This window comes from Bradyrhizobium sp. SZCCHNRI1029 (genome assembly GCF_032487555.1).
In the GTDB taxonomy this organism is placed as follows: Bacteria; Pseudomonadota; Alphaproteobacteria; order Rhizobiales; family Xanthobacteraceae; genus Bradyrhizobium.
This window is the reverse complement of sequence record NZ_JAUEUK010000018.1, coordinates 47,310-73,921: the sequence shown is the minus strand read 5'-3', so window position 1 is coordinate 73,921 and position 26,612 is coordinate 47,310. Positions and strand designations below refer to the sequence as shown.

Genomic DNA, 26,612 nt, shown 5'->3' with positions numbered 1-26,612 from the left:
ATTGGAGTTGCGTCTGGGATGGACTCGTCACCATCCCAGGCGCACGGTCTTACGATCAGATGGTACGGCGGATGATGGTCACATGTCAGTGAAGTGTTTCGCTGGTTACCTGTCTCAAGCGCTCGATCTCATCCTTCACCATCAGTTTGCGTCGCTTCAGTTCGACAATTCGCAGGTCGTCCGTCGATGGATGCAGGAGAGCTTGATGCAATTCGTTTTCAAGAACTTTATGCTTACGCTCCAGTTCAACGAGATGCGCCTGAATGGCCATTCGAAACCTCCTCGGTAGGTGAACCTGAGATTCGACCAGGGCTAATGAGTGTACACAAGTCGCTTGACCTGTCGATGGGGCCAAAAGACCGCACATGCAAATTTGAGCGCCGTGTGTAACGAAGCGTGAGCAGATCCGGACGAATCTAAAGCCGGCGCCAACCCGAAATTCACGGGACAGCTGCACCGATCTCGAGGAGTGCGACTTGCTTATCAGCTTCGCAGGCGCAATATTTGCGCCCGCCTTCGCAAGGCTTTCCACTTCCTTCCGCTTTTTTGCTATCATAGATCATGGCTGACCAAGACGAGCGCGAACTGCAGGCCGAACTCGCGCGCCTGCAGCAGGAGCACCGCGATCTCGACGCGGCGATCGACGCTTTGCATCAATCGCCCGCCCCCGATTTGTTGCGGCTGCAACGACTGAAGAAGCGGAAGCTTCTGCTACGCGATCGGATCGCCTTCATCGAAGACCAGATCACGCCCGACATCATCGCCTGAGGCGAAGCGTCAGCACGGCTGACCGTATGCACACAAGCAATACGCAACAGCGGTGCAGGATTTGCCGAAGCGCCTTGACAACAAGAACAAAAAGAGAACAATCGGACCAGCCCCTCGTAACTCCTGACAACAAGGATGGTTGTGATGCCCGCCTCCTTCTCCCCACAGGATCGCCTCTATGAACAGGCCTGTGACCAAGCCATCGCGATGTGCGACGGCAATCTGCGCTCCACGATCAAGGCGCTGATCATGGCGAACGAGTATCTCGAGCTGGAGCTGCAGGAGCTGCGGGCGGCAATCTCCTGCGGCTGCATGCCCAACACCATTTCGGACGATGCGCAGAACAATGCGGCCTGAGCCCTAGGCCGTCGAGGCTCTCCGGACGTTTGCCACCGCGCTCGCTCGCAGCTTCGACGAAGGCCGGGAGGTGCGTGCAATGCCTGACATCACCTATTACGTCGCCATGCCGTTCAGACGGGACGAGGCAGGGATGCTGGTCGCAGGCGCGGCCGAGGAATGCCAGAGCTCGTCCGCAGCGCTGCGTCGTGCCGAAGCGATGTCGCGCTTGCCGGACAACATCGGCGCCATTGCCTTCAGCCGCAGCGGAGATCCCTTGCTGGGGGAATTCTGCGACGCCCGGCTGCTGCACAAGTTCGGCGAGTTGCCCGACGATCTCGGCGAGTTGTGAGCGCCGTGCACAGCTCTGTCATCGGAGCGGACGGCCCACGAGCGTCACCGCTGGTCGCCCGACAGGGCCGTGCCGTGCGCGGGGCTCTCGTACCTCCGCTGGGCCTTGCGCATATACATCGCACGGTCGGCTTCCTCCAACGCACGTACTGGGTTGACGCGCTTGTCGAGAAGGGCAATCCCGGCCGACGCGCCGGCACGCACGGTCTGATCGCCGAAGGTGAAGGTCAGGCTGTCGATGGCCTGTTCCAGCTCCGTCGCCTTGGCATGTGCGTCCGCCGCGCTGAGGTGCCAGAGCAGCACGCCGAACTCGTCGCCGCCGAGCCGACCGATCACGTCGGAGGATCGGACATGCTCGCCGAGGACACGCGCAACCGCCTTCAGGACCTCATCACCGGCGGCATGGCCGAACGTATCATTGATCGGTTTCAGCCGATCGACGTCGAGCACGATGAGAGCACCGGTCGCGTCGTAGCGCTTGATGAAGGCGATGGAACGATGGAGTTCGCGGGCGAAGCCGCGACGATTAAAGATGTCGAGCAGGAAATCGCGCTCAGCGGAGGCCGTCAGCTCGGCGATCCGGGCCTGTGCTGTCGCCAACTCGGCCTTGAGGCGTCGGATCGTGTGCCGCGCGCCTGCCGGTACGGAACCGGGTTCAGGAGCCCGCGCGCGCCGCGAAGGCCGATGACGGTAGCGGGTTCTTCGCTTCCCGGCTCGCCACGCGGCCGCCATGCGCTTCTTTTTCATCGGACACCTGCCGCGCCATCGTTTGGGCTTGCCGGGCTTGACCAAGACAGGATAGTCCATTCGGACCTCCATGCCATGGCTTGCCGCTGTCAGGACCGATCCTATACTCCGGCCCATGCTGATGGATTCCCGAGAAGAATTGAGGTCATGACCGCCCCGATCGCCATCATCATGGGAAGCCAGTCGGACTGGGATACCATGCGCCATACCGCCGAGACGCTTGACGCCCTGGGCGTGAGCTACGACGCCCGGATCGTCTCGGCGCACCGCACCCCGGACCGGCTGTATGCTTTCGCCAAGGGTGCCAAGGCGGCGGGCTACAAGGTCGTGATCGCCGGTGCCGGCGGCGCCGCCCATCTGCCGGGCATGACGGCCTCGCTCACGGAACTGCCCGTGTTCGGCGTTCCCGTCGAGTCGAAGGCGCTGTCGGGGGTCGATTCGCTGTATTCCATCGTCCAGATGCCGGCCGGAATTCCAGTCGGAACGCTCGCCATCGGCAAATCCGGCGCCATTAACGCAGCGCTGCTGGCGGCCAGCGTGCTCGCTCTCTCGGATTCCGCGCTCGCCGGCCGTCTGTCGGCTTGGCGCCAGGCGCAGACCAATGCGATCGCCGAACGTCCGGAGGGCACGGCGTGACCGACTCCAATCGGGTGAAGCTCAAGCCCGGCGACACCATCGGTATTCTCGGCGGCGGCCAGCTCGGCCGCATGCTGGCGCTTGCTGCGGCGCGGCTGGGGCTGCGCTGCCAGGTGTTCTCGCCGGACCCGGACTCCCCCGCCTTCGACGTCGTGCTGAACGCAACCTGCGCCGAATATGCCGACGTCGAGGCGCTCGAGCTGTTCGCCAATGACGTCGACGTCGTCACCTACGAGTTCGAAAACGTCCCCTCGGCTGCGGCCATGGTGCTGGCGGCCAGACGCCCGGTGCTGCCGCGGCGTTCGGCGCTCGAGACCACCCAGGATCGCCTCACCGAGAAGGATTTCGTCACCTCGCTGGGCATCGGCACCGCGACCTATGCGGATGTGTCCTCGGTCGCCACCTTGCGCGAAGCCGCGTTCCGGATCGGCTTACCGGCCGTGCTGAAGACGCGGCGATTCGGCTATGACGGCAAGGGTCAGATCAAGATCCACCAGGGTGACGATCTCGAGCGGATCTGGGCCGAGCTCGGCACCAAATCGGCCATCCTCGAAGCGTTCGTTCCGTTCGAGCGCGAGATCTCGGTCGTGGCGGCCCGAGCGGCCGACGGTCAGGTCGAGTGCTTCGACGTGACCGAGAACGAGCATCGCGATCACATCCTGAAGGTGTCGCGGGCGCCGGCGCGTATCCCTGATGCGCTCGCCGACGAAGCCAGGGACATTGCCAGCCGGATCGCGACCGCCCTCGACTACGTCGGGGTGCTGGCCGTGGAGATGTTCGTGGTGTCGGACGGTCCCACTCCAGGCGTCCTGGTCAACGAAATTGCCCCGCGGGTGCATAATTCCGGCCACTGGACCCTCGATGGCGCCTCGATTTCCCAATTCGAACAGCACATCCGGGCGATCGCCGGTTGGCCACTCGGCAAGCCGCTGCGCCACGGTCACGTCACGATGACGAACCTGATCGGGGACGAGATCGACAGCTACGAGCAGTGGCTCACGGTTCCGGGCGCCACCGTGCATCTCTACGGCAAGGGCGCCGCTCGTCCGGGCCGCAAGATGGGGCATGTGACCCAGGTCTCGCCACTGCCGCCGAGGCAGGGCTGAAATAAACCGCTCCGGCGGGGTTAAACTTGCGGTCAAGAGCCCGTCAGCGGGTGGACAGCGAGGATGTCCTCTGATACACGGGCGCGCTCAAGGTCAAGGGCGCGGCCATCTGCCAGCCCTGGCTTCACCAGATTTCAAACCGATAGACTGAGAAAGAGGATGCCGCGTGCAGGTTCTCGTTCGCGATAACAATGTCGATCAAGCCCTCAAGGCGCTCAAGAAGAAGATGCAGCGTGAGGGCATTTTCCGCGAGATGAAGCTTCGCGGCCATTACGAGAAGCCGTCCGAGAAGAAAGCCCGCGAGAAGGCCGAAGCCGTGCGTCGTGCGCGCAAGCTGGCCCGCAAGAAGTTGCAGCGTGAAGGCCTGCTGCCGATGAAGCCGAAGCCGGTGTTCGGCGCTGGCCCCGGCGGTGACCGTGGTGCTGGTCGTGGTCCGGGTGCAGGTGCCCGTCCCAGCGCGCCGCGCTGATCTGGCCAGATTGATCTGACGTCGTCTGAAGCGCGGGCCTTTGGCTCGCGTTTTTGTTTTGGGCGCCTCCTTTTGATTTCGCGCCTCCTGCCATCCGGCGACCAGGGTCAATCCGGGTTGCGCCGCCGCTCCTCGCATCGCTGCAGAGTTCGCCACTCCAAAGAAAAAGCGGCAGACCGCCCCGGCCCACCGCCTCGATCGCGTCCGCGAACGCTTCGATCGGCTACTTCGGCAACACTGAGTGGAACACCGATTTGGCTGCGGACATCATGTCCTGCGCCACGTTGGACATCTGGTCCTTGATCGATGGATCAGTCTTGTCGGCGCGCAGGTCGAGCGGACGCAACTGCTGGACAGGGATCTCCGCCGGAGGGGTCGGGCGCCCGTCCGGCTGCAATGATCCCGTGTAGGGCGGGCTCGAGGCCGACGGCAAGGCAAAGCCCTGCTCGACCGGTGGCGCAGACACCGTCACGGGAGGCGGCAGCGGACGGACCGGAGACACCGGTGGCGCGACGGTCGCGATGCGCGGCGCCTCGCCAGCGCCCCGGGGTACGTCGCTCGACGGCTTCTCGACAGCCGCCTTGCCGGTACCTTCGCTCGCGCGCAACCGCTCGATCGCCGCGCGGGCGAGATCAGCAGCATCCCGGCGATCTTCCTGCTGGGTCGCTGGGGCCTCGGCCGGAGTACCGCGCGCAATCAGCTTTTCCCGGGGCGACGCGGGATGGCGCGAGGCCTGCGGATCGGCCGGGAGGCTCGCCGTTTCGGCCGGCTTCACTTCGACTGCCTTCTCTGCAGCCTTGTCGGCCAGCGACTTCTCGGACACGCCCTTGGCCTTGATGCCGGGAGCGGGAATGCTCGAGACCTCGTTCGACGTTTCCGCCGGCTTGGCGTCAGACTTGGGATCGGCCTTCGCTTCCAGCTTGGCAGGGTCGGTCCCCTTGCCCGTGGATTTCGGGGCGTCGCTCTTTGAGCCGGTGAGCTTGGCGTAGGCAGCCGACGCCACCGACGCCACGGTCGATGGCGGCGAGTCCGGCTTGGTGTTGATGTAGTGATTGACGATGTAGGCCCCGATGATGGTGGCAACCACCGACGGGATGATCTCCATGGCGAACTTTGTGAGATATTTCAGCATGCTGACCACTCCCGCGCGGTATTTGCGGGAACTTTGAGGCACAATTAAGGGACCATCCCACACCTTCCGAAGCTCGCAGACTGCACTCCGCGCAGACGCGACCGCCGAAAAGTCGTTTCCTGAAATCCTTTGAAACCGGAGCCAGCAATCCGAGGGTGTTGCCACAGCTTCCGGATCGCCGGCTCAAGATACCACAATCAGCGGCATCCCGGTAAACAATTGGTTACGGCTTCAATTCAACTTCGAGGAAAACGATCTCGGAACCGGTCTCGTTCAGCACATCGTGTTCGACACCGGCCTTTCGGAAATAGGATTTGCCGACCGCGAGCTGCGCCTTCGAGCGCTCGCCGGACGGCGCCACGATCGTCATCTCGCCCGCGGTGACCGGCACGATCACGTAATCCATCTCATGAACGTGGCGCCCCGTGGCACTGCCGGGCAATAGCCGCCACTCCGTAACGCGGACTTCGGGCGTATCGACCTGGACGTCGGACTGAGCGCTGAGCATGCTGGATCTCTTGAATCAGGGGACGAAGAGCAGGAACACGAATATCGCGAACACCACCATGTGCACCAGCCCGAACAGGATGTTCGTCCGTCCGGTGCCGAAGGTCAGCATACTCAGGACGAAGGTCAGGACCAGCAGCACTGTTCCCTGCGGGTCCAGCCCGAGGACGAGCTGCTTGTCCAGCACATGGGCGGCGGCCGCCACTGCCGGGATGGTCAGCCCTATGGTGGCGAGCGAGGAGCCAAGCGCGAGATTGATGCTCTTCTGAAGGTCGTTGGCGCGGGCGGCCGAGAGGGCGGCGACACTCTCCGGCAGCAGGATCAACAGCGCCACCAGCACGCCTGCGACCGCCTGCGGCGCCCCCGTTGCGGCAACGCCGGCGTCGACCACCAGCGAGAACTTCTTGGCAAGCAGGACCACAGCGAGCAGAGCGACCAGCAGCAGCCCGACACTGAGCAACAGCTTCGCACGCGGCAGCCGGACATCGTCATCGGCGAACCCAGCCGAGCCGCCGACGAAATAATCCCGATGGCGGGTGGTCTGCGTATACAGGAACACCGCGTAGAGCAGGATCGTCACGACGCTGACGAAGGCGATCTGCACGGCAGAATACACCGGACCAGGCGACGTCAAGGTATAATTCGGCAGCACCAGTGTGATGGTTGCCATCGTAAACAGTACGCTGAGATACAGATTGGCACCGGAGACCAGCACGTCCTGCTCGCGATAGCGCAAGCCGCCGATGAAGATGCAGATGCCGGCCAGGCCGTTGCACACGATCATGACGACCGCGAACACGGTGTCGCGGGCCAGCGCGGGCGCAGCCTTGTCGCCGAGCATGATGGTGGCGATCAGCGCCACCTCGATCACCGTCACCGCCAGGGTCAGGAGCAGCGTGCCGAACGGCTCGCCGATCTCATGCGCGATCACCTCGGCATGGTGCACGGCCGCGAACACCGTGCCGAACAGGATCACCAGCAGCACCGCGGCGAAGACCACGCCGGCGGCCGAAGGCGTGAAGTCATAATGCGTCGCCGTGACGATCGCGACGAGCGCGACCGCCAGGCCGGGAAAGATCACCGATGATGCGGGCGTTGCGCCCTTCACGCTCATGATTCGCGTCCTTCGATCCGTTCTGTCCGACTATGCGCGACCGCGAGGCGATCGTCACGCGGTCCGGCCGTGACCGGGTCAACCTGGACGGTCTCTGAAAGTGCCGTCGATCAGGTCAATGCGGGCTGAGCAGCGGATGGATCGGAAGCACGGTCAGCAGCACGAACAGCGGAATGAGGACGGCACCTGCCCGCAGCATGTAGCCGAAGAAACTCGGCATCTTGATGCCGCGCTCATTGGCGATCGCTGCGATCATGAAGTTCGGCGCATTTCCGATATAGGTCAGCGCGCCCATGTAGACTGCGCCCATCGAGATCGCCGCCAGCGTTCCCGAGAGCTCGCCCATCAGCAGCTTGGGATCGCCGCCCGCCAATTCGAAGAACAAGAGATAGGTCGGGGCATTGTCGAGGAAGGCCGACATCAGCCCGGTGAACCAGAAATAGGCGACCTCCCGCGGCGCGCCGGCGGGTGTCGTCACGGCATCCAAGAGCCAGCCGAAAGAGCCACTGCGCCCCGCATTCAGCATGGCGATGACCGGGACGATCGCGGTGAAGATCGCCGCGAACAGTTTGGCGACCTCTCGAATCGGCTCCCAGTTGAACCCGTTCGCCTCGCGGTGCTCGTCCGGCGTCAGCCACAGCGACAGTCCGGCGATCGTCACGAGGACGGCATCGCGCACGAGGTTCTGAAGCTCGACATGCGTGCCGAAAACGTCGAAGGAGATGCCCGGCTTCCAGGTCGCCGATAGCAGCGTATTGGCAACGATCGCGGCGATCAAAACGACATTGATGAGGCCGCGAATGCGCACCGGCTCCCTTGTTACGGACGCTTGCGACGCAAGCTTCTCCGCGCGGAAGCGCCACCAGTCGGTAGCGGCAAAGACGATGAGCAGCAATCCGGCGACGATCGCGGTCTGCAGCCAGAGATGTTGCGTCGTCCAGAAGAAGTCGACACCACGCAGAAAGCCGACGAACAGCGGTGGATCGCCGAGCGGGCTCAGTGCACCACCGACATTGGCGGCCAGAATGATGAAGAAGATCAGCACATGCACATTATGCGGCCGGCTCAGATTGGCGCGGATCAGGGGGCGCACCAGGATCATCGCGGCGCCCGTCGTGCCGACGACGCTCGCGATGATCGTGCCGAGTGCCAGGATGGCCGTATTTGTCGCAGGTGTACCTCTGATGTCGCCGGTCACCAGGATGCCGCCGGCCACCGTATAGAGGGCGAACAGCAGCACGATGAAGCTGAGATACTCGGCGAGCAGCGCGTGGACGAAGGCGGCGAGCGCCGTGCCGAGCCCTGCATTCCAGGTCAACGCCGCCAACGTCACCAAGGCCCATGCCGCGGCGATCTTTCCGTAGTGATGATGCCAGAACCTGGCAAACAGCAGCGGCCCGAGCGCAATCGACAACAGCAGTCCCACGAACGGCAGCGCGAACGGCCAGGTCATCGCGGAGCCGTTCAGCCCGGCCGCATGCGCCTGCACTGGCAGGCTCCCAAAGACAAGGAGTAGGATGGTCCCGCGCAGGGCCGGCCACCGCGATCCACGGACGTTACGGATTGTCGATGAAGCTCTTTGCCGTCTCAGTCGCACCAAAAAGATCCAGGTCATTATGTCCGCCGTCGGGAAACCGTACGAAGCGCTTGGGGTCATGCGCAAGTGCGAACAATCGTTCCCCGAAGCGGATCGAAATCGCCGGATCCCGTTCGCCGTGCATGATCAACAGCGGCACATGCACATTGGCGATGCGCTGGTCGGAATGGAAGCGGTCGAGCATCAGCAGGCTGACCGGGACGACCCTGAGCATCGCGGAGGCGACGTCCACCGTCGACGTATAAGGGGCTTCGAGGATCAACTTGGAGATCGGATGCTCCGCCGCGATGGCGGTGGCGACACCGCTGCCGAGGGAAAAGCCCCAGGCGACGATCCGTCCCGCCTCGTAGCGCTCTGTCGTGAACGCATAGGCGACTGCGGCATCTTGCAGCAGCCCGGGCTCACTGGGACTGCCGCTGGACCCCGCATAGCCGCGATAGGAAAGCGCAACGAGACCGGTACCGTCGGCCGTGAGCGCCTTGAAGCGCGACGCCACGCCGGCAAGAAAATCGCCATTGCCCGGGAAGTACAGAACGACCTTGCGGCCCGGCTTCGCCGGCACATGCCAGACGATGACCCGCTCGCCATCGGCCGAGGTCAGCACATGCTCCTCAGCCTGAGGAAGCCCGGCTGCAGCCGGTGCCGTGCGGCCGACCGGCGGAATGGGAAACAGCATCGCACGCTGGCGGACGAACAGGGCCGCAAGCACGATGCCGTAGACCGCCGCCAGGACGATCAGGAGCCATTTCAGAAACGTCATGGCTCCCGACGCCGTGGGCTACATGCCCTTGACGATGTTCTCGGTCATCTTCTTGGCGTCGCCGAGCAGCATCATCGTGTTGTCGCGGTAGAACAGCGGATTGTCGATGCCGGCATAGCCCGAGGCGAGCGAGCGCTTGATGAACATCACGGTGCCGGCCTTCCAGACTTGCAGCACGGGCATGCCGTAGATCGGCGAGGACTTGTCCTCCTCGGCCGCCGGATTGGTGACGTCGTTGGCGCCGATCACGAAGGCGACGTCGGCCTGGGCGAATTCCGAGTTGATGTCCTCGAGCTCGAACACCTCGTCGTAGGGAACGTTGGCTTCGGCGAGCAGCACGTTCATGTGGCCGGGCATGCGGCCCGCGACCGGATGAATCGCGTATTTCACCTCGACACCTTCCTTCTTCAGCGTGTCGGCCATCTCGCGCAGCGCGTGCTGCGCCTGGGCGACCGCCATGCCGTAGCCGGGGACGATGATGACCTTGGAGGCGTTCTTCATGATGAAGGCGGCGTCGTCGGCCGAGCCGAGCTTGGCCGGCTTCTGCTCGCCTGTCGCCCCGCCGGCCGCTGCGGTCTCGCCGCCGAAGCCGCCGAGGATGACCGAGATGAAGGACCGGTTCATCGCATGGCACATGATGTAGGACAGGATCGCACCGGACGAGCCGACCAGCGCGCCGGTGATGATCAGCGCCGAATTGCCGAGCGTGAAGCCGATGCCGGCCGCGGCCCAGCCCGAATAGGAGTTCAGCATCGAGATCACGACCGGCATGTCGGCGCCGCCGATCGGGATGATCATGAGCACGCCGAGCGCCAGCGCCAGCAGCGTCACCATCAGGAAGTCGAAGCCGCCGCCGGTCATCACCAGGCGGACCACGAAGAAGACGAGCGCGACCGCGAGCGCAATGTTGATGATGTGGCGCGCCGGCAGGATGATCGGTGCACCGCTCATCCGCGCGGACAGCTTGAGGAAGGCGATGACCGAGCCGGTGAAGGTCAGCGCGCCGATGGCGACGCCGAGCGACATTTCGACCAGGCTCTGCGGATGGATGTTGCCGGGCGTGCCGATGTCGAAGGCTTCCGGCGCGAAGAACGCGCCGGCGGCGACCAGCACCGCGGCCATGCCGACCAGCGAATGGAACGCCGCCACGAGCTCGGGCATCGACGTCATCGGCACCCGGCGCGCAATCACCGCACCGATACCGCCGCCGATCGCAACGCCGAGGATGACGAGCACCCAGGCGATCGCATCCGCCGGTGGATGCCCGGCCAGGGTGGTGGCGACCGCAATCGCCATGCCGGCCATGCCGAAGAAGTTGCCTTGCCGGCTCGAGGCCGGGCTCGACAGCCCGCGAAGAGACAGGATGAACAGCACACCTGCCACGAGATAAAGGAGTGCCGACAGATTGGCGTTCATTGCAGATGCCCCGTTGTGCCTGTCATCCCGCGTCGTGCGGCGTTGTTACCTGGACTTCTTCTTGTACATCGCCAGCATGCGCTGGGTGACGAGGAAGCCGCCGAAGATGTTCACGCAGGCGAAGATCAGCGCGACGAAGCCGAACGCTCGCGCCAGACCGCTGCCGCTCGAGAGCATGGGAACGCCGACCGCCAGCAGCGCGCCGACCACGATCACCGAGGAGATCGCATTGGTCACCGACATCAGCGGCGTGTGCAGGGCCGGCGTCACCGACCACACCACGAAGTAGCCGACGAACACCGCCAGCACGAAGATCGACAGCCGGAAGACGAAGGGGTCGACGGCTTGGACGACATGTTCCATGGCTCTGCTCCTTAGGCCTTCGGCTGGAAGTTCGGGTGGACGATGGCGCCATCCTTTGTCAAAGCCGTGGCCTTGACCAGCTCATCGTCCCAGTTGACCGCCAGTGTCTTTTCCTTCTTGTCGATCATCGTCTCGATGAAGGAAAACAGGTTGCGGGCGTACAGGCCGGAGGCGGACGCTGCGACCCGGCCGGCGAGATTGGGGTAGCCGATGATCTTGACGCCGTCGATCTCGACAGTCTCGCCGAGCTTGACGCCCTCGACATTGCCGCCACGCTCGACCGCGAGGTCGACCAGGACCGAGCCCGGGCGCATCGACTTCACCATCTCCATGGTGACGAGGCGCGGCGCTGGACGGCCGGGAATCAGCGCGGTTGTGATGATGACGTCCTGCTTCTTGATGTGTTCCGCCGTCAGCGCCGCCTGCTTGGCCTGGTACTCCTTGGACATCTCCTTGGCGTAGCCACCGGCCGTCTGCGCGTTCTTGAACTCCTCGTCCTCGACCGCCAGGAATTTGGCGCCGAGGCTCTCCACCTGCTCCTTGGTGGCGGGGCGCACGTCGGTGGCGGAGACCATGGCGCCGAGCCGGCGCGCGGTTGCGATTGCCTGCAGGCCGGCGACGCCGACGCCCATCACGAAGACCTTGGTCGCCGGCACGGTGCCGGCCGCGGTCATCATCATCGGGAAGGCGCGACCGAACGCCTCGGCGCCCTCGATCACGGCGCGGTAGCCGGCGAGGTTCGCCTGGCTCGACAGCACGTCCATCACCTGGGCGCGGGTGATGCGCGGCATCAGTTCCATCGCGAACGAGGCAATGCCGGCATCGGCCATCGCCTTGAGCGCGGTATCGTTGCCGTAGGGATCCATGATCGCGAACACCAAGGCGCCACGCCGGTAGTTGGCAAGCTCGGAGGCTTCCGGCCGTTTCACCTTGATGATGATGTCGGCGTCCTTGAGCGCATCGGCGCTCACGGTTGCGCCCGCCGCCGTGAACTCCGAATCCGGCAGGCCGGATTTGATGCCGGCGCCGGGCTCGACCGCGATCTCGGCACCCAACGCCTTGAACTTCTTCACCGTGTCGGGAGAGGCGGCGACCCGCGGCTCCAACGGGTCGATTTCCTTGGCGACGGCAATCTTCATGAGGCCTCCGGCGCGAATGCGCGCGCGAGCTTTAAGAGGGCGGGACGTCCATGGGCTACAGCGTGACGCCTGGTCAGCAATCGGCTTCGGCAGTCAGCTGAAGGCCCGCCAGCGGGGATGCCGGCGGGCCGATCGCGACATTAAGCGAGGAAAATAGCCATCAAGATGACGATGAGAGCGACGCCGATCGTGCCGTACTTCACCAGCCTGATGAAGCCCTCGTAGGTGGCCTCATGCGCCAGATAGTCGTTGCCGTCAGCCGTCGAGTAGGCGATCTCGCCATGGTTTGCCATCGGGGTCCCCCAGAGAAAATATGCTTTGTTAAGGTCGCATACCCCAAAGCCGATGCAAGGGCAACGGCTGGCATGCAAGGCAGTTTTATTACCTTTTCCGATCGCCCTATTGGCAAGGCCAATTATCACGGATCCAGCGCGTCAGGCTGGCCTCGCCGGCGCGCCTCTTCGACCCGTTCAACACATGTTATACGCCCCTACCCCATCCGCTCCAGCTCGTCGATCATCCCGGCGATGACCGAGAGACCACCGTCCCAGAACCTGGGGTCCTTGGCGTCCAGGCCGAACGGGGCGAGCAGCTCCGAATAGTGCTTGGTGCCGCCGGCCGCGAGCATCGCCAGATAGCGCTCGGCGAACCCCTCGGCGGCATGCTCGTAGACGGCGTAGAGCGAGTTCACGAGGCAGTCCCCGAAGGCATAGGCGTAGACGTAGAACGGTGAATGGATGAAATGCGGGATGTACATCCAGAAGTTCTCGTAGCCCGGCTTGATCTCGATCGCCTCGCCGAGGCTCTCGGTCTGCACCGACAGCCAGATCTGTCCCAGCCGCTCCGCGGTCAGTTCGCCGTTCTTGCGCTCGGTGTGGACAGCACGCTCGAACGAATAGAACGCGATCTGCCGCACCACCGTGTTGATCATGTCCTCGACCTTGCCGGCGAGCAGCGCCTGGCGCTGCCTCGCGTCCTTGGTCTCGGACAGCAGGCGCCTGAAGGTCAGCATCTCGCCGAACACGCTCGCGGTCTCGGCCAGCGTCAGCGGCGTCGGCGCCATCAGCGCACCGTTCTTCGCTGCCAGCACCTGGTGCACGCCATGACCGAGCTCATGCGCGAGCGTCATGACGTCGCGTGGCTTGCCCTGGTAGTTCATCAGCACATAGGGATGCGCCGAGGGCGTGGTCGGATGCGAGAACGCGCCCGGCGCCTTGCCCGGCCGCACCGGCGCATCGATCCAGCTCTGGTCGAAGAAGCGCTGGGCGATGTCGGCCATCTCGGGCGAGAAGCCGCGATACGCCGTCAGCACCATGTTCTTGGCCTCGGGCCAGGCGATGGTGGCATTGGCGGCGAAGGGCAGCGGCGCGTTGCGGTCCCAATGCGCGAGCTTCTTCTTTTTGAACCAGCGCGCCTTGAGCTGATAGTAGCGATGCGACAGCTTCGGATAGGCCGCGCGCACCGAGGCCACCAGCGCATCGACCACCTCGCGCTCGACGCGATTGTTGAGATGGCGCGAATCCGCAACGTCCTGGAAGCCGCGCCAGCGGTCGGAGATGTCCTTGTCCTTGGCGAGCGTATTGGTGATCAGCGCGAAGGTTCGCTCATTGGCCTTGAAGGTCTTGGCCAGCGCCTCGGCGGCGGCCTTCCGCTTGGCGCCGTCACGGTCCTGCAGGAAATTCAGCGTCGGCTCGATCGCGAGTTCCTTGCCACCGACTTGAAACCGTAGACCGGCGATGGTCTGGTCGAACAGCCGGTTCCAAGCCGAATAGCCGGTCTGCGACTTCTCGTGGAACAGCTGCTCCACGCGATCCTCGAGCTGATACGGCTTGTCCTTGCGCAGATCCTCGATCCACGGCCGGTAGTGACCGAGCGCGGGCGTCTCCATCGCGCGCGCGATCACGGCGTCGTCGATGCGGTTGAGCTCGAGCGGAAAGAACAGCAGATGCGTCGACGCGGCCGTCAGGCGCTCCGAGATGTCGCCGTAGAATTTCGAGATCGCGGGATCGACGCTGTCGCCGGCATGCGCGAGACCCGCGAAGGAGCCGAGCCGTCCGGCGAGGTCGTCGATGGCCTCGTAGCGCCGCACGGCTTCTGCGAGCCATTCGCCACCGTCTTCGCGCGCCACATGCTCGGCAAGCTTGCCCTTGTAGTCGGTCTCAAACGCGACGCATTCGGCATCCATCTTCGCGAGATCGTGAGCGATCTCCGGCGCGTCGATGCCCATATAGAGATCGCCGAGATTCCATTCGGGCAGCGTCCCGATCCCCGTCTTGGCCGCGACCACCTTCTTCGCCGGCTTTGCAGACGATTTGGCCGTCGCGCCACGCTTGGTCTTGGCGGCTGCCTGCTTCGACGGAGTCTTGACGACGGACTTCTTGGCCGGCCTGGCCTTGGCAGTCTTTGACGCGGTTTTGGGCGGAGGAGCAGCTTTGGTCGGCTTGCGAAGGGCAGAAGAGGCGCGCGAGGTCATCGGATGGGTAACCTGTTGTTCGAACGTTTATCCCGATCAGCGAGGTTTAAGGTTGCGTTAATCGGCGTCGGCGAGAGTGCCCCGATTCGAGACAGATAGTCGTAGCGTGCAAGGAAAGCCATGGCTGCCAGCATTTTGATTGCCGATGATGATCCGGTCCAGCGCCGGCTGGTGGAGAACATGGTGCAGAAATGCGGCTACGAGGCGGTCGTCGTCGAGACCGGCGACGCCGTCATCGAGAAGCTGACGAATCCTGATGCCGGCCCCATCGACGCAATCGTGCTCGACCTCGTGATGCCCGGCCTCGACGGCATGGGCGTGCTCTCCAAGATGCGCGAGACGGGGATCTCGATACCCGTGATCGTGCAGACCGCGCATGGCGGCATCGACAACGTGGTCTCCGCGATGCGCGCCGGCGCGCAGGACTTCGTCGTCAAGCCGGTCGGCATCGAGCGGCTCCAGGTCTCCCTGCGCAATGCGCTCAATACCTCGGCCCTGAAGGGCGAATTGCAGCGCATCCGGCACAGCCGCGAGGGGCGCCTGACCTTCGCGGACATCATCACCCGCGCCGAGGCGATGGCGCCGATCCTGCGCATCGCGGAGAAGGCCGCGGCTTCGTCGATTCCCGTGCTGATCGAAGGCGAATCGGGCGTCGGCAAGGAGCTGTTCGCCCGCGCGATCCACGGCACCAGCGAGCGCAAGACGAAGCCGTTCGTCGCCGTCAATTGCGGCGCGATCCCGGACAATCTGGTGGAATCGATCCTGTTCGGCCACGAGAAGGGCGCATTCACCGGCGCGACCGAGCGTCACATGGGCAAGTTCGTCGAAGCCCATGGCGGCACGCTGTTCCTCGACGAGGTCTCGGAGCTGCCGCTCACCGCCCAGGTCAAGCTGCTGCGCGCCCTGCAGGAGGGCGCCGTGGAAGCCGTCGGCGGCCGCAAGCCGGTCAAGGTCGACGTGCGCATCATCTCGGCGACCAATCGCAGGCTGCTCGACCGCGTCAAGGAAGGCCACTTCCGCGAGGATCTGTTCTACCGGCTGCACGTGCTGCCGCTCACCGTTCCGCCGCTGCGCACCCGCCGCGAGGACATCCCGCATCTGTTGCGGCATTTCCTCGCGCGGTTTGCGGCTGAGGAGAACCGCGCCATTTCGGGCATCACCGGCGAGGCCGTCGCCTATCTGACCAAGCTCGACTGGCCCGGTAATATCCGCCAGTTGGAAAACGCGGTCTACCGCGCCGTCGTCATGGGCGAGAGCGACCAGCTCGGCGTGGCCGATTTTCCGCTGATTCCCACCCACGCGCCGCCGGTGGAGCCTGCGCCGGCCCTCACCGTGGAGCGGCCCGTTCCTCCCCTGCCTGCGATGGTGCCGGGTAGTGAAGTCCCCATTGCCCCCCTGCCCTCGCATGGGTTCCTGCCGCTGCTCACCGCAAGCGGCGAGGTGCGGCCGCTCGAGGAGATGGAGCATGAGATCATCCGTTTCGCCATCGCCCATTACCGCGGCCAGATGTCTGAGGTGGCACGCCGCCTCAAAATCGGACGTTCGACGCTCTACCGCAAGCTCGACGAGGCCAATGGCGAGACGCCCGCGACGGAAAGCCCGCCGCTTGGCTGAGCCGCTCGGATCCTCACCATGGTCGCGCTTGGCTGTCGTCCGAAAAAGGCCGCAAGTCTTGGCAACACTGGAACATCTGAACCGTTGCCTTGCGGTGACAGACAAAGGAAATAACGCGTGGCACAAACGCACGATCGGTTTGGCCGGGGTTTCCCAAGAGTCAGTTTGTCGTGAGTTGTCCCGTGTGGCGCTGGCCGCAGAAGTGGGGCTTGAGTATCGTTTGGGCGTGAATCATTGCGTGCAGACGTGAACCATCCTCACCGGCGGTACCGACGCCGAAGCTGGCAGATCGACCTTGTTACACCTGTTCCAGCCGGGACAGATCATCCGAGGGATTGACGATGCGAGATTGTGTGACCACCCGTGGCGGATATGACCGCGTGCTCATGGCTGTCGCGGCGACCTTCCTCGCGGTGTCCTCGACCTCCGCTTTCGCCCAGAGCGATCCGCCCCGCAGCAGCGCGGCCGAGCTCGCCATCGATGCTGCGATCCCGTTCCCCGAGCCGGCCAACGTGCCGCCGCCGACCGCCAGCGACTTCAAACTCGACACCACCGCCACCGTGTCGCCCGACCCGGCCAAGGCGCCGGAGACGACGACCAAGCCGCTCGACTCTGCCGCGGCGCCTGCGGCCGATCCCGCCAAGACCATCGCCACGCCGCCTGCAGCAGCCCCTGCGACCGCGACAGTCCCAGAGCCGGTCAAGGCCGCCAGCACCGTTCCCGCCCCCGATCAGCCGGTTGCCGACCGTCTGCGCGACCTGATGGCGACCAAGGCGACAAGGTATTTCGACCGCAAGGCCGAACGCGCCGCCGTCGAGAAATTCTACACCGGCCGCGACTACGCGCCGATCTGGACCCAGGGCGGCAACCTGACGGCCGCCGCGAAGGGCGTCATCGCCCGTCTCAAGGATGCAGCAGCCGATGGCCTCAATCCCGGCGACTATCCGGTGCCGGACTTCGCGGCCGCAGCCTCCGCACCGGACGCACTGGCGGAGGCCGATCTCAGGCTCACCGAGAGCATGATGGACTACGCCCGCCAGGCGCAGAGCGGCCGCATGCACTGGTCGCAGGTCTCGGCGGACATCCAGTATCCCGAGCACCCGATCGACCCGAACGAGGTGCTGGCCAACGTCACCGGCGCCAAGGACGCCTCCGCGGCGCTGGAGAGCTACAACCCGCCGCACCGGCTCTACAAGCTGTTGAAGGCCAAGCTTGCCGAGCTGCGCGGCGTCACCGACGGCGCGCCCGTCATCATCGACGAAGGCCAGCCGCTGAAATACACCCCGGCCCGCGGCAAGAATGCGCAGGAAGCCGAGGCGCAGATGTCCGACCCGCGCGTGCCCAAGCTGCGCGCCAAGCTCGGTCTCACCGAGAATGCCGACGACATCCGCTACGACGCCAAGGTCGCCGCCGCCGTCCGCAAGTTCCAGGAGAGTGTCGACCTCAAGCCGACCGGGGTGCTCGACGACCGCACCGTGAAGGCACTGAACACGCCCAAGCGTGACAAGCAGATCGATACGGTCCTCGTCAACATGGAGCGCTGGCGCTGGTTGCCGCGCGACCTCGGCGCGCCGGCGATCGGCGACGCCTATGTGATCCTCAACATCCCCGACTACACGCTGAAGGTGATGCAGCACGGCGCGCAGGTGTGGACCACCCGCGTGGTGACCGGCAAGCCCGGACAGCATGCGACGCCGCTGCTCAGCGAGACGATGAAGTTCATCACGGTCAATCCGACCTGGAACGTGCCGCCGTCGATCATCTACAACGAGTATCTGCCGGCGCTGCAGCAGGACCCGACCGTGCTGGACCGCATGGGCCTGCGGCTGGAGCGCGCGCGCGACGGCTCGATCCACATCTCGCAGCCGCCGGGCGAGGCCAACGCGCTCGGCCGCATCCGCTTCAACTTCCCGAACAAGTTCCTGGTCTATCAGCACGATACGCCTGACAAGAACCTGTTCGCCCGTGAAGAGCGCGCCTTCAGCCACGGCTGCATGCGCGTGCAGTATCCGGATCAGTACGCGTCGGTGCTGCTCAACATCACCATGCCGAACGAGCGCTACACGCCCGAGCGCATCCGCAGCATGTACGGCCGAAGCGAGATCGACCTGAAATTCCCGACGCCGATCCCGGTCAACATCACCTACCAGACCGCCTTCGTCGACGAAGCCGGCAAGCTGCAATTCCGCAAGGACATCTATGGCCGCGACGCCACCATGATCGCGATCCTGAAGAACAACCGCGGCAAGGATCTCGAGAACGTCGTCGCCCACGCCCAACCCAGCTACGCGCGTCCGAAGGGGGCGCTGCCGAACTCGGTCAGCCTCAGCGACAACAGCTTCTCCTCCGGCCCGAACTTCTTCGAGCGTCTGTTCGGTGGCGGTGGCCCGCCGACGCCGCCGGCGCCGGTCGGCCGCCCTGCCCGGCGTGTCTTCACCCGCTGATCGGGCCGCCGATCACGGTCACAATTTCCATTTGGAGATCAAAGGCCTCGCCGATCGGCGGGGCCTTTGCTTTAGGTTAACCACAAGGATCAACCAAGATTCGATGGCTCTTTTTCGCCACACTCAAGAGTATATGTTAAGGGTAATTGGGGGGCGGGCCGGTCAGTATCCCTTAACCATCCCGCCTTAGGTAAGCGTTTCCTCTCTCTTCCGCCGGACGGGCCGCAAGAGGGTAATCGAGTAAACGCTCGTCGACGGGGTGGGCTGCATCTTGCTGTCTGTTTTCGCGCGCCAATCTGTTTCGCTCACGAGGGCGGGTTGGAAGGCTGGATGCCAATGCGGGCTGGCGGCGCTGCTGCTGCTCATCGGCGCCGGCTCGGTGCATGACGCAGCGGCGCTGAATGAAACCCACACCCTCTCCTTCCACCACACCCATTCCGGCGAGGACCTGACGGTCACCTTCAAGCGCGAGGGCCGCTATGACGAAGACGCGCTGAAGAAGCTCAATCACTTCCTCCGCGACTGGCGTACCCAGGACGAGACGGTCATGGACCGCCGCCTGTTCGACATCCTCTGGGAAGTCTATCGCGACGTCGACGCCAAGCAGCCGATCCAGATCATCTCGTCGTACCGGTCGCCCGCCACCAATTCGATGCTGCGCCGTCGCTCGGCGCATTCCGGTGTGGCGCGGCATAGCCAGCACATGCTGGGCCACGCGATGGATTTCTACATTCCCAATGTGCCGCTGGAGCAGATCCGCTTCGCCGGCCTGCGCCTGCAGCGCGGCGGTGTCGGCTTCTATCCGACCTCCGGCTCGCCCTTCGTGCACCTCGACACCGGCAACATCCGGCACTGGCCGCGGATGACGGCCGACCAGCTCGCCCGCGTCTTCCCCGACGGAAAGACCGTTCACGTGCCGAGCAACGGCGTTCCGCTCAAGGGCTATGAGCTGGCGAAGGCCGAGATCGAGAAACGCGGCAATGGCGATGACGCGTCGTCCAGCCGCCCCAACCTGTTTGCACGGCTGTTCCGCGGTCGTCCGAGCGAGGATGACGACGAGTCTGGCGAGAGCGAGAGCAAGGCCGACGCCAAGCCGGTCCAAACCGCGGCACTCGCCGCCAAGCCGGCTGACAAGAGCTCCGACAAGGACAGCCGGACCGCCGAGCGAGCGGTGGACAGCAAAGCCGCCACCGCGCGTGGCAAGATCGCCAATGCGCTGCAGCTGGCCTCCGCGGATGCGCAATCTGCCGCTCAGCCCGTGGCGACCAAGCCCGAGACGAAGTCCGAAACGACGGGTGCTGTCGGCAGCAAATCCAGGGACGGCGCGCCGCAGAGCGTCGCCGACATCATCAATTCGCGCGGCTTCTGGGGTGACAATCCTGGGACGCCGAAGCAGGCAACCCCCGAGCAGGTTGCCGCGATCACGGCGCGCCGTGCGCTGTCGTCGATCGATCAGCAACAGACCGCGAGCCTGATGCAGGCCATGGCCTTCGCGCCCCCGGCCTCCTCTCCGCTCGATCGCGCCAATGCCGCCTCCACGACCGCCATCCCGGTGCGAAACTCCCGCCCGGCGACCCGCAGCGTCACGCCGGCGCCGGAGCCCGCCCCGGTGGCGGCGAAGAACGGGCAAGGTCAGGACGGCGCCATCACGATGGCGACGCGAATCTCGGCGGCCAAGGGCCCCGATTCGACCTGGATGCGGGCCATCATGCTGACGCCGAGCGCATCGTCATCGATGTCCGTGACGAAAATGGGCGACGTGGACCTCACCGCGATGCGCAGCTATTTCGTCAAGCCGCAGGTCGCGCTGGCGATGAGCTTCGCCGCCGAGCCGACGCCGGGACTGAGCTATGACCAGTTCACAGGGCCGGCGATCATCAAGCTCGAAACCAAATCCTTCGCCATGCGCGCGGCAGCCTTGCGCTAACGCCGCTGTGGCCGGCTCGTCGTTCTCCTCAGCATTGACGCGTTTGGAGTGCGGCGTCGATCGCCGCAGCACGCGCATGCCGCCGGCGCGCCGAGCCGAATCGCGAGAAAGCGAATGCCCCGTCAGGGGCCGGCGGAGGTCTCCTGCGGGTAAGCGAGGCCGGCTGCTCAGATCATTCCGAGCGCCTGCATATAGGTCTCGAGGATGCTTTCCTCTTCCTGCCGCTCGTTCGGGTCCTGCTTGCGCAGCCGGATGATCGTGCGCAGCGCCTTGACGTCGAAGCCATTGCCCTTGCTCTCGGCGTAGACGTCCTTGATGTCTTCGGAGATCGCCTTCTTCTCCTCCTCGAGACGCTCGATCCGCTCGATGATCGACTTGAGCTGGTCTACGGCAAAGCGGGTCGCGGGCGAGTCGTCGTCCTTCGCGGCGGCGGAGGTGGCCATCTGATACTCCTGAGTGGAACTCTGTGTCCAAGGAAGGCGCCAAAGGGCGCTGCGTGTTCGCCGCGAACCCTCAAATCTGGCGTGCCCTGCGTCAAGGCGACATCGACCTCATCCACAGAGCGCCCACATCTTGTTGGCCTGCGCAGCGTCAAGCCCGCGCAAGCCGCCCGCGCCACTTGTGTTTCGTCGCCATCGCGCGCAGCACCCGATTCGCCGTTCGAAGCCCCTGCCAAGTCTGGACTCGCGCGCGCAGGGCAACACAGCGCGTCTCCTGCGCGCTCGTTCCGGATTCAGTGGCCCGGATGCGCCTTCTTGAACGCTTCGTGCTGCTCGGCGCTCGCCTCGCGCTGGTACTTCGCCTTCCATTGCTCGTAGGGCATGCCATAGACCGCCTCGCGGCTCTCGTCCCTGGTCATTGGCGCCCCCTGGGCGTCGGCGGCGTCCTTCAGCCAGTTGGAGAGGCAGTTGCGGCAGAAGCCTGCCAGGTTCATCAGATCGATGTTCTGAACGTCGGTTCTGGTCCGCAGATGCTCGACGAGCCGGCGAAAGGCGGCGGCTTCGAGCTCGGTCCGGGTGGTGCTGTCCATCGTCATCTCTTTGTTCCCTGTTCCGCGCCGTGACGGATGTCTGCTATATAATGAGGCTTCGTCGCAGATTTGGCCATATCGCAGCACCGTCAGGAGGAGCGAGGCGCTGGATCGCAGCGGCTTCGCACGAGATCGTCATGGCGTTGATGGCCGCAGCCAAGCCCAGCGACATCGTTCAACGGTTGATATAGCGTCGCGCAATGATCCCGAAAATCTCCTCTCTCTTGCATCGCAATCCCTTCCGCCCCGGTTACGGACTGCTTTCGCTGCTTGGGTTGGCCGCGCTCTGTCTGTGGTCGTCCCCGGCGGCCGCCGATTTTCGGCTCTGCAACAACACCTCCAGCCGGGTCGGGATCGCCCTCGGCTACAAGGACGCCGAAGGCTGGACCACGGAAGGCTGGTGGAACGTGTCGTCACGCAGCTGCGAGACGCTGCTCAAGGGCACGCTGGTGGCGCGCTATTATTACATCTATGCGCTGGACTATGACCGCGGCGGTGAATGGTCGGGACAGGCCTTCATGTGCTCGCGTGACAAGGAATTCACCATCAAGGGCACCGACAATTGCCTGGCCCGAGGCTTCGACCGCACCGGCTTCTTCGAGGTCGACACCGGCGACCAGCGCGCCTGGACCGTGCAGCTCACGGAGGCCAATGAGCAGCCGGCGCAGCAGCGCGTTCCGGGTATCCCGGGCACGCTCGGGCCCGGAGGCAACGTCCCCGGTCTGCCGAATGGGCCGCAGGGCACGCCGCCGGCGGCCGCGCCGGCCCTGCCGCCAGGGCAAGCACCCAAGCCATGAGGCGGCTGCGACGCATCAAGATCCTCGCCACGCTCGGTCCCGCCTCCTCGGACAGCACGATGATTCGCAAGCTGTTCGAGGCCGGAGCCGACATCTTCAGGATCAACATGAGCCACACCTCGCACGACAAGTTGCGGGAGCTGGTGGCCACGATCCGCAGCGTGGAGGCGAGCTACGGCCGCCCGATCGGCATTCTGGTCGACCTCCAGGGCCCGAAGCTCAGGCTCGGCACCTTCGCCGAGGGCCCGGTTCAGCTCAACAACGGCCAGAGCTTCGTGCTCGATTCGGACAAGACGCCGGGCGATGTGACGCGGGTCCACCTGCCGCATCCGGAAATCCTGGCCGCCCTGCAGCCGGGACATGCGCTGCTGCTGGATGACGGCAAGGTGCGGCTGATCGCCGAGGAGACCTCGCCGACCCGCGCCGTCACCCGGGTCGTGATCGGCGGCAGGATGTCCGACCGCAAGGGCGTGAGCCTGCCGGACACCGACCTGCCGGTCTCGGCGATGACGCCGAAGGACCGCGCCGACCTCGATGCAGCCTTGAACGTCGGCATCGACTGGATCGCGCTGTCCTTCGTGCAGCGCGCGGACGACGTGCTGGAAGCCAAGAAGATCATCCGCGGCCGCGCCGCGGTGATGTCCAAGATCGAGAAGCCGCAGGCGATCGACCGGCTCAACGACATCATCGATGTCTCCGATGCCTTGATGGTGGCGCGCGGCGATCTCGGCGTCGAGCTGCCGCTGGAGCGCGTGCCCGGACTGCAGAAGCAGATGACCCGGCTGGCGCGCCGCGCCGGCAAGCCGGTGGTGGTGGCAACGCAGATGCTGGAATCGATGATCCAGTCGCCGGTGCCGACCCGCGCCGAGGTCTCCGACGTCGCCACCGCCGTCTATGAAGGCGCCGACGCCATCATGCTGTCGGCCGAGTCGGCCGCCGGCAAATACCCGGTCGAGGCGGTCTCGACCATGAACCGCATTGGCGAGGAGGTCGAGCGCGACGTGGTCTATCGCTCGGTGATCGCGGCGCAGCGTCCCGAGCCGGAATCGACCGCGGGCGATGCGATCGCCGAGGCCGCGCGGCGGATCGCGGAAAATCTCGATCTTCCTACGATCATCTGCTGGACCTCGTCCGGCTCCACCGCCATCCGTGTCGCGCGCGAGCGGCCGAAGCCGCCGGTGGTCGCGATCACGCCCAACCTGGCGACCGGGCGCCGCTTGTCGGTCGTCTGGGGCGTGCACTGCGTGGTGGCCGAGGACGCGCGCGACCAGGACGACATGGTCGAGCGCGCCGGCTCGATCGCGTTCCGCGACGGCTTCGTCCGCGCCGGACAGCGCGTCATCATCGTCGCCGGCGTGCCGCTCGGCACGCCCGGCACCACGAACATGGTGCGGATCGCCTATGTCGGGCCGTCGAGCGACGCCCATATCTGAGACGACCTATTGGGTCGTATCGATCGCACCCAATCCGGCCGTCGACGGGGGCTTGAGCCGCGCGATCACCGGACAGGCCTCGATGGCAATGCCGGCGGCGCCAGGAATGCGCTCGCAGCCACGCGACGCATCGATCTGGAGGTCGTAGTCGGCGAGCACCTCGAGCCGCGGCGGGTTGTCGGCCGGGCTTCTGGACAGATACAGCGCCCATACGCCTCCCGGCAGCGGGTTGGCCAGGCCGTTGCGAACCCGGCGGTCAAGCACGCCGCCAGGCACGATCGGCACCACGAGCTCGGACAACTGATAGACGCGCGAGCCCTGTGGCAGGAACGACGTGACGTAGCCGAGCGGCTTCTGCAGCAGCAGGAATGTCGCCGGACGCTGCAGGTTGGCCGCGAGCTGCGGCCGATAGGGGTCCGACCACGACCGCCGCATCCAGTCGGTCGGCTGCGACGCCAGCGCGATGCCGAGCGCGGCCATCACCGTGACGGCTTGCGTCATCCGCCGCGACGGTGACACGTCCAGGCCAGAGCCCGCCTGCCAGGAATCGATCAGGCGGATGAGCAGCAGGACGATCAGCGGCGCCGACAACAGCTCGAGCGGCATCAGATAGCGTTGGATCGAGAAGGCCAGCATCCACAGGACGTAGCTGAGCCAGAAGAAGATCAGGAGGCGACGCTCGCGCAGCGGCAGCACCTCGCGCCGCCGCCACAGGCCGGTGACGATCAGCGCGACGAGCAGCACGATGACGATGGCGAAGCGCGGATCGCGGAACGGCCATTCCGACGAGGGATGCTTGCCGATCACCCAATAGAATGGATAGGCGAGCGCATCGAGCAGTCCCTGCGGCATGAAGCGCGTATCGACGATCGAGGCCTGCGGCGCTTCGGGCGAACGGAAGATCGTGTTGTAGAACGGAAACAGCGGGCTGCCGTAGTCGCGCGCCATCTTCAGCGCCCACGGCCCCGCGGTCACGATCGCGCCGGCCGCACTGCCGGCCCCGAACGCGACGATCGCGCGCCACGGCCGCGCCACCAGCAGCAGCGACACGCCCGCTCCGACCAGAAACGTCGCATTGGTGAGCTTCAATCCCGTGGCCGCGCCGATCAGCAGGCCCGCGGCGACGAAACGGCGGCCGCGCGCGTCATCTTCCCCGAAGATCAGCGCGATGCCGGCGAGGATCGGAATGGTCGTCAGAATGTCGGCGAAGCTGGTGCCGACCTCGGACAGCGCCATCGGACTGAGGGCGGCGATGATGAGCGCGGCGCTGAGCGTGGACGCGTCAGCCGCGCGCCCGAGCAGCACGCGCGCGACCCAATAGACCAGCGCGAGATTGAGGCCGTGCAGCGCGCCCAGCGCGACGCCCCACCACGGCGCCTCGAGCCCGTGGCGGACCGCGTAAGGCAGCAGGTAGATCAGCGGATTGAGGAAGCTCTGAAAGCCGCCGGGCGCCACATCGACATCGAAGCGGCCGTGCAGCAGCGCGAAGCCGGCATAGTCGTGATAGTTCTGCCAGTCCCAGTTGATATCCTCACCGGCGAGATACGCATAGACGGCGCCGGCGGCGGCCGATCCGGCGATGACGAGGCGCGTCGCCAGAGGGTTGCGTGCAATCGACATCGTCCGAGGAGGCACCTGGAGTGAGGCAAGGGCGGCCTTCTCGCGGCGCGCCAGCCCCCACCATCGCCGCGACGGGTGAATCCTTGCTTAAGCGCGGCCTTGCCCGACAGGCATGGGTGACGCGGACTACGCGCCGACCAGGTTCCTGACCGGCAGCACGGCCTGCACGACGAGACCGCGCGCACGCGCATCCATGACGCCGACCGCGCGCAGCGCCAGTAGGGTGACCGCCTGAACGGTGTCGCGGAGTTTGGCAGGGTCGTCGGGATTCTCTGTCGCCAGCGGCCCCACCAGCGCCTCGTGCAGCGCGCCGAGCAGCGCGGTCGCGGCCAACTGGGTGTCCTGCGCCGGAAGGTGGCCGGCACGGACGGCCGCGTCGATCCGCGAGGCGATCTCGCCGACGATCTCGCGGCGGCTCGCGATCCGTGACGCCGTCACGTCGACGTCGACCGGCTCGGCCAGGATGCCCCAGGCGAGCTTGCGCTGCGACAGGATGTGCACTGCCACCGTGGATACCGCGGCAGCCAGGGCCGAGGACGGCCCAGGCGCCGCATCGGCGGCGCGCCGGACGGCAGCGAGCTCGTCGCGCGAGACTTCCGCGATCAGCTCCGAGATCAGATCGGCCTTGGAAGGAAAGTAGCGATAGACGGTGCCGGCTGCGACATTGGCCCGGATCGCCACCGGGGCGATCTGGACGGCCGACATGCCGCCTTCCGCGGCGGTTTCGCGCGCGGCTGCCAGAATCGCACTGCGGCGGGCCGCCAGCCGCTTCACGACCTGATGGGTTCGCCGATAGACCATGGCGTTTCTCGTCCCGGACGCGCTCGTCCAGG

At 65.3% G+C, this 26,612-nt stretch carries 27 protein-coding genes; 11 read left to right on the top strand and 16 right to left on the bottom strand.

Annotated elements, in window-relative coordinates; genetic code table 11:
• Nucleotides 1–85 precede the first annotated feature (85 nt).
• Nucleotides 86–271, bottom strand: coding sequence for a YdcH family protein (locus QW861_RS32720; protein WP_315717551.1), 186 nt, complete (start codon nt 269–271; stop codon nt 86–88).
• A gap of 290 nt (nt 272–561) precedes the next feature.
• Here QW861_RS32720 and QW861_RS32715 point away from each other — a divergent pair, with 290 nt between their 5' ends.
• The 3 genes from QW861_RS32715 (at nt 562) to QW861_RS32705 (ending at nt 1,456) form a co-directional block, all read left to right on the top strand.
• A complete protein-coding gene (locus QW861_RS32715; protein WP_009028242.1) occupies nt 562–768 on the top strand; it encodes a YdcH family protein in 207 nt (68 codons plus the stop codon).
• Nucleotides 769–912: 144 nt separating this feature from the next.
• Nucleotides 913–1,125 carry a hypothetical protein gene (locus QW861_RS32710; protein ID WP_315717552.1) on the top strand — a complete coding sequence of 71 codons (213 nt, stop codon included), beginning with the start codon at nt 913–915 and terminating at the stop codon, nt 1,123–1,125.
• Nucleotides 1,126–1,204: 79 nt separating this feature from the next.
• Entirely contained in the window at nt 1,205–1,456 is a 252-nt protein-coding gene (locus QW861_RS32705) for a hypothetical protein (RefSeq protein WP_316171496.1), read from the top strand.
• A 44-nt stretch (nt 1,457–1,500) separates the two neighbouring features.
• Here QW861_RS32705 and QW861_RS32700 read toward each other — a convergent pair whose 3' ends face one another.
• A complete protein-coding gene (locus QW861_RS32700) occupies nt 1,501–2,262 on the bottom strand; it encodes a GGDEF domain-containing protein (protein WP_315753908.1) in 762 nt (253 codons plus the stop codon).
• An 87-nt stretch (nt 2,263–2,349) separates the two neighbouring features.
• On the opposite strand from QW861_RS32700, the gene purE reads away from it, so the two are divergent.
• From purE to rpsU, 3 genes are all read left to right on the top strand, one after another.
• The gene (gene purE, locus QW861_RS32695; RefSeq protein ID WP_316193977.1) at nt 2,350–2,838 is read left to right on the top strand and encodes a 5-(carboxyamino)imidazole ribonucleotide mutase; all 489 of its coding nucleotides are present in this window, start codon (nt 2,350–2,352) and stop codon (nt 2,836–2,838) included.
• Nucleotides 2,835–3,944: a 5-(carboxyamino)imidazole ribonucleotide synthase gene (locus QW861_RS32690; RefSeq protein WP_316193976.1), complete on the top strand. Its 1,110-nt coding sequence runs from the start codon at nt 2,835–2,837 to the stop codon at nt 3,942–3,944. Before purE ends, QW861_RS32690 begins: the two co-directional genes overlap by 4 nt.
• Nucleotides 3,945–4,110: 166 nt before the next feature.
• Nucleotides 4,111–4,413, top strand: a complete 303-nt coding sequence (rpsU, locus tag QW861_RS32685) for a 30S ribosomal protein S21 (protein WP_315717557.1) — start codon at nt 4,111–4,113, stop codon at nt 4,411–4,413.
• 223 nt (nt 4,414–4,636) lie between these two features.
• On the opposite strand, the gene QW861_RS32680 is transcribed toward rpsU, so the two are convergent.
• From QW861_RS32680 to QW861_RS32635, 10 genes are all read right to left on the bottom strand, one after another.
• Nucleotides 4,637–5,545, bottom strand: a complete 909-nt coding sequence (locus QW861_RS32680; RefSeq protein WP_316193975.1) for a hypothetical protein — start codon at nt 5,543–5,545, stop codon at nt 4,637–4,639.
• A 223-nt stretch (nt 5,546–5,768) separates the two neighbouring features.
• Nucleotides 5,769–6,053, bottom strand: a complete 285-nt coding sequence (locus QW861_RS32675; protein WP_315717559.1) for a cupin domain-containing protein — start codon at nt 6,051–6,053, stop codon at nt 5,769–5,771.
• 15 nt (nt 6,054–6,068) lie between these two features.
• The gene (locus tag QW861_RS32670; protein ID WP_316193974.1) at nt 6,069–7,166 is read right to left on the bottom strand and encodes an ionic transporter y4hA; all 1,098 of its coding nucleotides are present in this window, start codon (nt 7,164–7,166) and stop codon (nt 6,069–6,071) included.
• 115 nt (nt 7,167–7,281) lie between these two features.
• Complete coding sequence (locus QW861_RS32665; RefSeq protein ID WP_316193979.1) at nt 7,282–8,619, bottom strand: sodium:proton antiporter; 1,338 nt, start codon at nt 8,617–8,619, stop codon at nt 7,282–7,284.
• A 103-nt stretch (nt 8,620–8,722) separates the two neighbouring features.
• Complete coding sequence (locus tag QW861_RS32660; RefSeq protein ID WP_316193973.1) at nt 8,723–9,523, bottom strand: alpha/beta hydrolase; 801 nt, start codon at nt 9,521–9,523, stop codon at nt 8,723–8,725.
• Between the two features lie 18 nt (nt 9,524–9,541).
• Entirely contained in the window at nt 9,542–10,939 is a 1,398-nt protein-coding gene (locus tag QW861_RS32655) for an NAD(P)(+) transhydrogenase (Re/Si-specific) subunit beta (protein ID WP_315717562.1), read from the bottom strand.
• Nucleotides 10,940–10,984: 45 nt separating this feature from the next.
• On the bottom strand, nt 10,985–11,302 hold the full coding sequence (locus QW861_RS32650; protein ID WP_315717563.1) for a proton-translocating transhydrogenase family protein: 318 nt from the start codon (nt 11,300–11,302) through the stop codon (nt 10,985–10,987).
• Nucleotides 11,303–11,313: 11 nt separating this feature from the next.
• Entirely contained in the window at nt 11,314–12,441 is a 1,128-nt protein-coding gene (locus tag QW861_RS32645; protein ID WP_315717564.1) for a Re/Si-specific NAD(P)(+) transhydrogenase subunit alpha, read from the bottom strand.
• A gap of 140 nt (nt 12,442–12,581) precedes the next feature.
• The gene (locus QW861_RS32640; RefSeq protein WP_315717565.1) at nt 12,582–12,734 is read right to left on the bottom strand and encodes an aa3-type cytochrome c oxidase subunit IV; all 153 of its coding nucleotides are present in this window, start codon (nt 12,732–12,734) and stop codon (nt 12,582–12,584) included.
• 197 nt (nt 12,735–12,931) lie between these two features.
• Entirely contained in the window at nt 12,932–14,914 is a 1,983-nt protein-coding gene (locus QW861_RS32635; protein ID WP_315753921.1) for a M3 family oligoendopeptidase, read from the bottom strand.
• Nucleotides 14,915–15,034: 120 nt separating this feature from the next.
• Here QW861_RS32635 and QW861_RS32630 point away from each other — a divergent pair, with 120 nt between their 5' ends.
• The 3 genes from QW861_RS32630 to QW861_RS32620 all read left to right on the top strand — a co-directional run bounded on the left by QW861_RS32630 (nt 15,035) and on the right by QW861_RS32620 (nt 20,899).
• Nucleotides 15,035–16,528, top strand: a complete 1,494-nt coding sequence (locus tag QW861_RS32630) for a sigma-54 dependent transcriptional regulator (RefSeq protein ID WP_316186040.1) — start codon at nt 15,035–15,037, stop codon at nt 16,526–16,528.
• Between the two features lie 386 nt (nt 16,529–16,914).
• Nucleotides 16,915–18,972: a murein L,D-transpeptidase gene (locus QW861_RS32625; RefSeq protein WP_316193978.1), complete on the top strand. Its 2,058-nt coding sequence runs from the start codon at nt 16,915–16,917 to the stop codon at nt 18,970–18,972.
• Between the two features lie 271 nt (nt 18,973–19,243).
• Nucleotides 19,244–20,899, top strand: a complete 1,656-nt coding sequence (locus tag QW861_RS32620) for a DUF882 domain-containing protein (RefSeq protein ID WP_315753925.1) — start codon at nt 19,244–19,246, stop codon at nt 20,897–20,899.
• Between the two features lie 167 nt (nt 20,900–21,066).
• On the opposite strand, the gene QW861_RS32615 is transcribed toward QW861_RS32620, so the two are convergent.
• Together QW861_RS32615 and QW861_RS32610 are read right to left on the bottom strand one after the other, a co-directional pair.
• Nucleotides 21,067–21,342, bottom strand: a complete 276-nt coding sequence (locus QW861_RS32615; protein ID WP_008961835.1) for a DUF2312 domain-containing protein — start codon at nt 21,340–21,342, stop codon at nt 21,067–21,069.
• A 290-nt stretch (nt 21,343–21,632) separates the two neighbouring features.
• Nucleotides 21,633–21,935, bottom strand: coding sequence for a DUF1244 domain-containing protein (locus tag QW861_RS32610; protein WP_315717569.1), 303 nt, complete (start codon nt 21,933–21,935; stop codon nt 21,633–21,635).
• Between the two features lie 194 nt (nt 21,936–22,129).
• On the opposite strand from QW861_RS32610, the gene QW861_RS32605 reads away from it, so the two are divergent.
• Both QW861_RS32605 and pyk read left to right on the top strand, forming a co-directional pair.
• Nucleotides 22,130–22,726, top strand: a complete 597-nt coding sequence (locus QW861_RS32605) for a DUF1036 domain-containing protein (RefSeq protein WP_315717570.1) — start codon at nt 22,130–22,132, stop codon at nt 22,724–22,726.
• Entirely contained in the window at nt 22,723–24,159 is a 1,437-nt protein-coding gene (pyk, locus tag QW861_RS32600) for a pyruvate kinase (RefSeq protein WP_315753929.1), read from the top strand. The genes QW861_RS32605 and pyk overlap by 4 nt, the downstream gene beginning before the upstream one ends.
• Before the next feature lie 6 nt (nt 24,160–24,165).
• On the opposite strand, the gene QW861_RS32595 is transcribed toward pyk, so the two are convergent.
• A complete protein-coding gene (locus QW861_RS32595; RefSeq protein ID WP_315753931.1) occupies nt 24,166–25,779 on the bottom strand; it encodes a glycosyltransferase family 87 protein in 1,614 nt (537 codons plus the stop codon).
• Nucleotides 25,780–25,905: 126 nt separating this feature from the next.
• Complete coding sequence (locus QW861_RS32590) at nt 25,906–26,580, bottom strand: helix-turn-helix domain-containing protein (RefSeq protein ID WP_315753933.1); 675 nt, start codon at nt 26,578–26,580, stop codon at nt 25,906–25,908.
• Between the last annotated feature and the right edge of the window lie 32 nt (nt 26,581–26,612).

Excerpts from the sequence above, each read along its gene's own strand:
- QW861_RS32645 (WP_315717564.1), bottom strand. The coding sequence starts at position 12,441 with ATGAAGATTGCCGTCGCCAAGGAAATCGACCCGTTGGAGCCGCGGGTC.
- QW861_RS32715 (WP_009028242.1), top strand. The coding sequence starts at position 562 with ATGGCTGACCAAGACGAGCGCGAACTGCAGGCCGAACTCGCGCGCCTG.
- QW861_RS32625 (WP_316193978.1), top strand. The coding sequence starts at position 16,915 with ATGGCTGTCGCGGCGACCTTCCTCGCGGTGTCCTCGACCTCCGCTTTC.
- QW861_RS32650 (WP_315717563.1), bottom strand. The coding sequence starts at position 11,302 with ATGGAACATGTCGTCCAAGCCGTCGACCCCTTCGTCTTCCGGCTGTCG.
- QW861_RS32640 (WP_315717565.1), bottom strand. The coding sequence starts at position 12,734 with ATGGCAAACCATGGCGAGATCGCCTACTCGACGGCTGACGGCAACGAC.
- QW861_RS32660 (WP_316193973.1), bottom strand. The coding sequence starts at position 9,523 with ATGACGTTTCTGAAATGGCTCCTGATCGTCCTGGCGGCGGTCTACGGC.
- QW861_RS32605 (WP_315717570.1), top strand. The coding sequence starts at position 22,130 with ATGATCCCGAAAATCTCCTCTCTCTTGCATCGCAATCCCTTCCGCCCC.
- QW861_RS32670 (WP_316193974.1), bottom strand. The coding sequence starts at position 7,166 with ATGAGCGTGAAGGGCGCAACGCCCGCATCATCGGTGATCTTTCCCGGC.
- QW861_RS32700 (WP_315753908.1), bottom strand. The coding sequence starts at position 2,262 with ATGGACTATCCTGTCTTGGTCAAGCCCGGCAAGCCCAAACGATGGCGC.
- QW861_RS32655 (WP_315717562.1), bottom strand. The coding sequence starts at position 10,939 with ATGAACGCCAATCTGTCGGCACTCCTTTATCTCGTGGCAGGTGTGCTG.
- QW861_RS32720 (WP_315717551.1), bottom strand. The coding sequence starts at position 271 with ATGGCCATTCAGGCGCATCTCGTTGAACTGGAGCGTAAGCATAAAGTT.
- purE (WP_316193977.1), top strand. The coding sequence starts at position 2,350 with ATGACCGCCCCGATCGCCATCATCATGGGAAGCCAGTCGGACTGGGAT.
- QW861_RS32680 (WP_316193975.1), bottom strand. The coding sequence starts at position 5,545 with ATGCTGAAATATCTCACAAAGTTCGCCATGGAGATCATCCCGTCGGTG.
- QW861_RS32675 (WP_315717559.1), bottom strand. The coding sequence starts at position 6,053 with ATGCTCAGCGCTCAGTCCGACGTCCAGGTCGATACGCCCGAAGTCCGC.
- QW861_RS32595 (WP_315753931.1), bottom strand. The coding sequence starts at position 25,779 with ATGTCGATTGCACGCAACCCTCTGGCGACGCGCCTCGTCATCGCCGGA.
- QW861_RS32710 (WP_315717552.1), top strand. The coding sequence starts at position 913 with ATGCCCGCCTCCTTCTCCCCACAGGATCGCCTCTATGAACAGGCCTGT.
- QW861_RS32635 (WP_315753921.1), bottom strand. The coding sequence starts at position 14,914 with ATGACCTCGCGCGCCTCTTCTGCCCTTCGCAAGCCGACCAAAGCTGCT.
- QW861_RS32610 (WP_315717569.1), bottom strand. The coding sequence starts at position 21,935 with ATGACGATGGACAGCACCACCCGGACCGAGCTCGAAGCCGCCGCCTTT.
- QW861_RS32665 (WP_316193979.1), bottom strand. The coding sequence starts at position 8,619 with ATGACCTGGCCGTTCGCGCTGCCGTTCGTGGGACTGCTGTTGTCGATT.
- QW861_RS32705 (WP_316171496.1), top strand. The coding sequence starts at position 1,205 with ATGCCTGACATCACCTATTACGTCGCCATGCCGTTCAGACGGGACGAG.
- pyk (WP_315753929.1), top strand. The coding sequence starts at position 22,723 with ATGAGGCGGCTGCGACGCATCAAGATCCTCGCCACGCTCGGTCCCGCC.
- QW861_RS32590 (WP_315753933.1), bottom strand. The coding sequence starts at position 26,580 with ATGGTCTATCGGCGAACCCATCAGGTCGTGAAGCGGCTGGCGGCCCGC.
- QW861_RS32615 (WP_008961835.1), bottom strand. The coding sequence starts at position 21,342 with ATGGCCACCTCCGCCGCCGCGAAGGACGACGACTCGCCCGCGACCCGC.
- QW861_RS32630 (WP_316186040.1), top strand. The coding sequence starts at position 15,035 with ATGGCTGCCAGCATTTTGATTGCCGATGATGATCCGGTCCAGCGCCGG.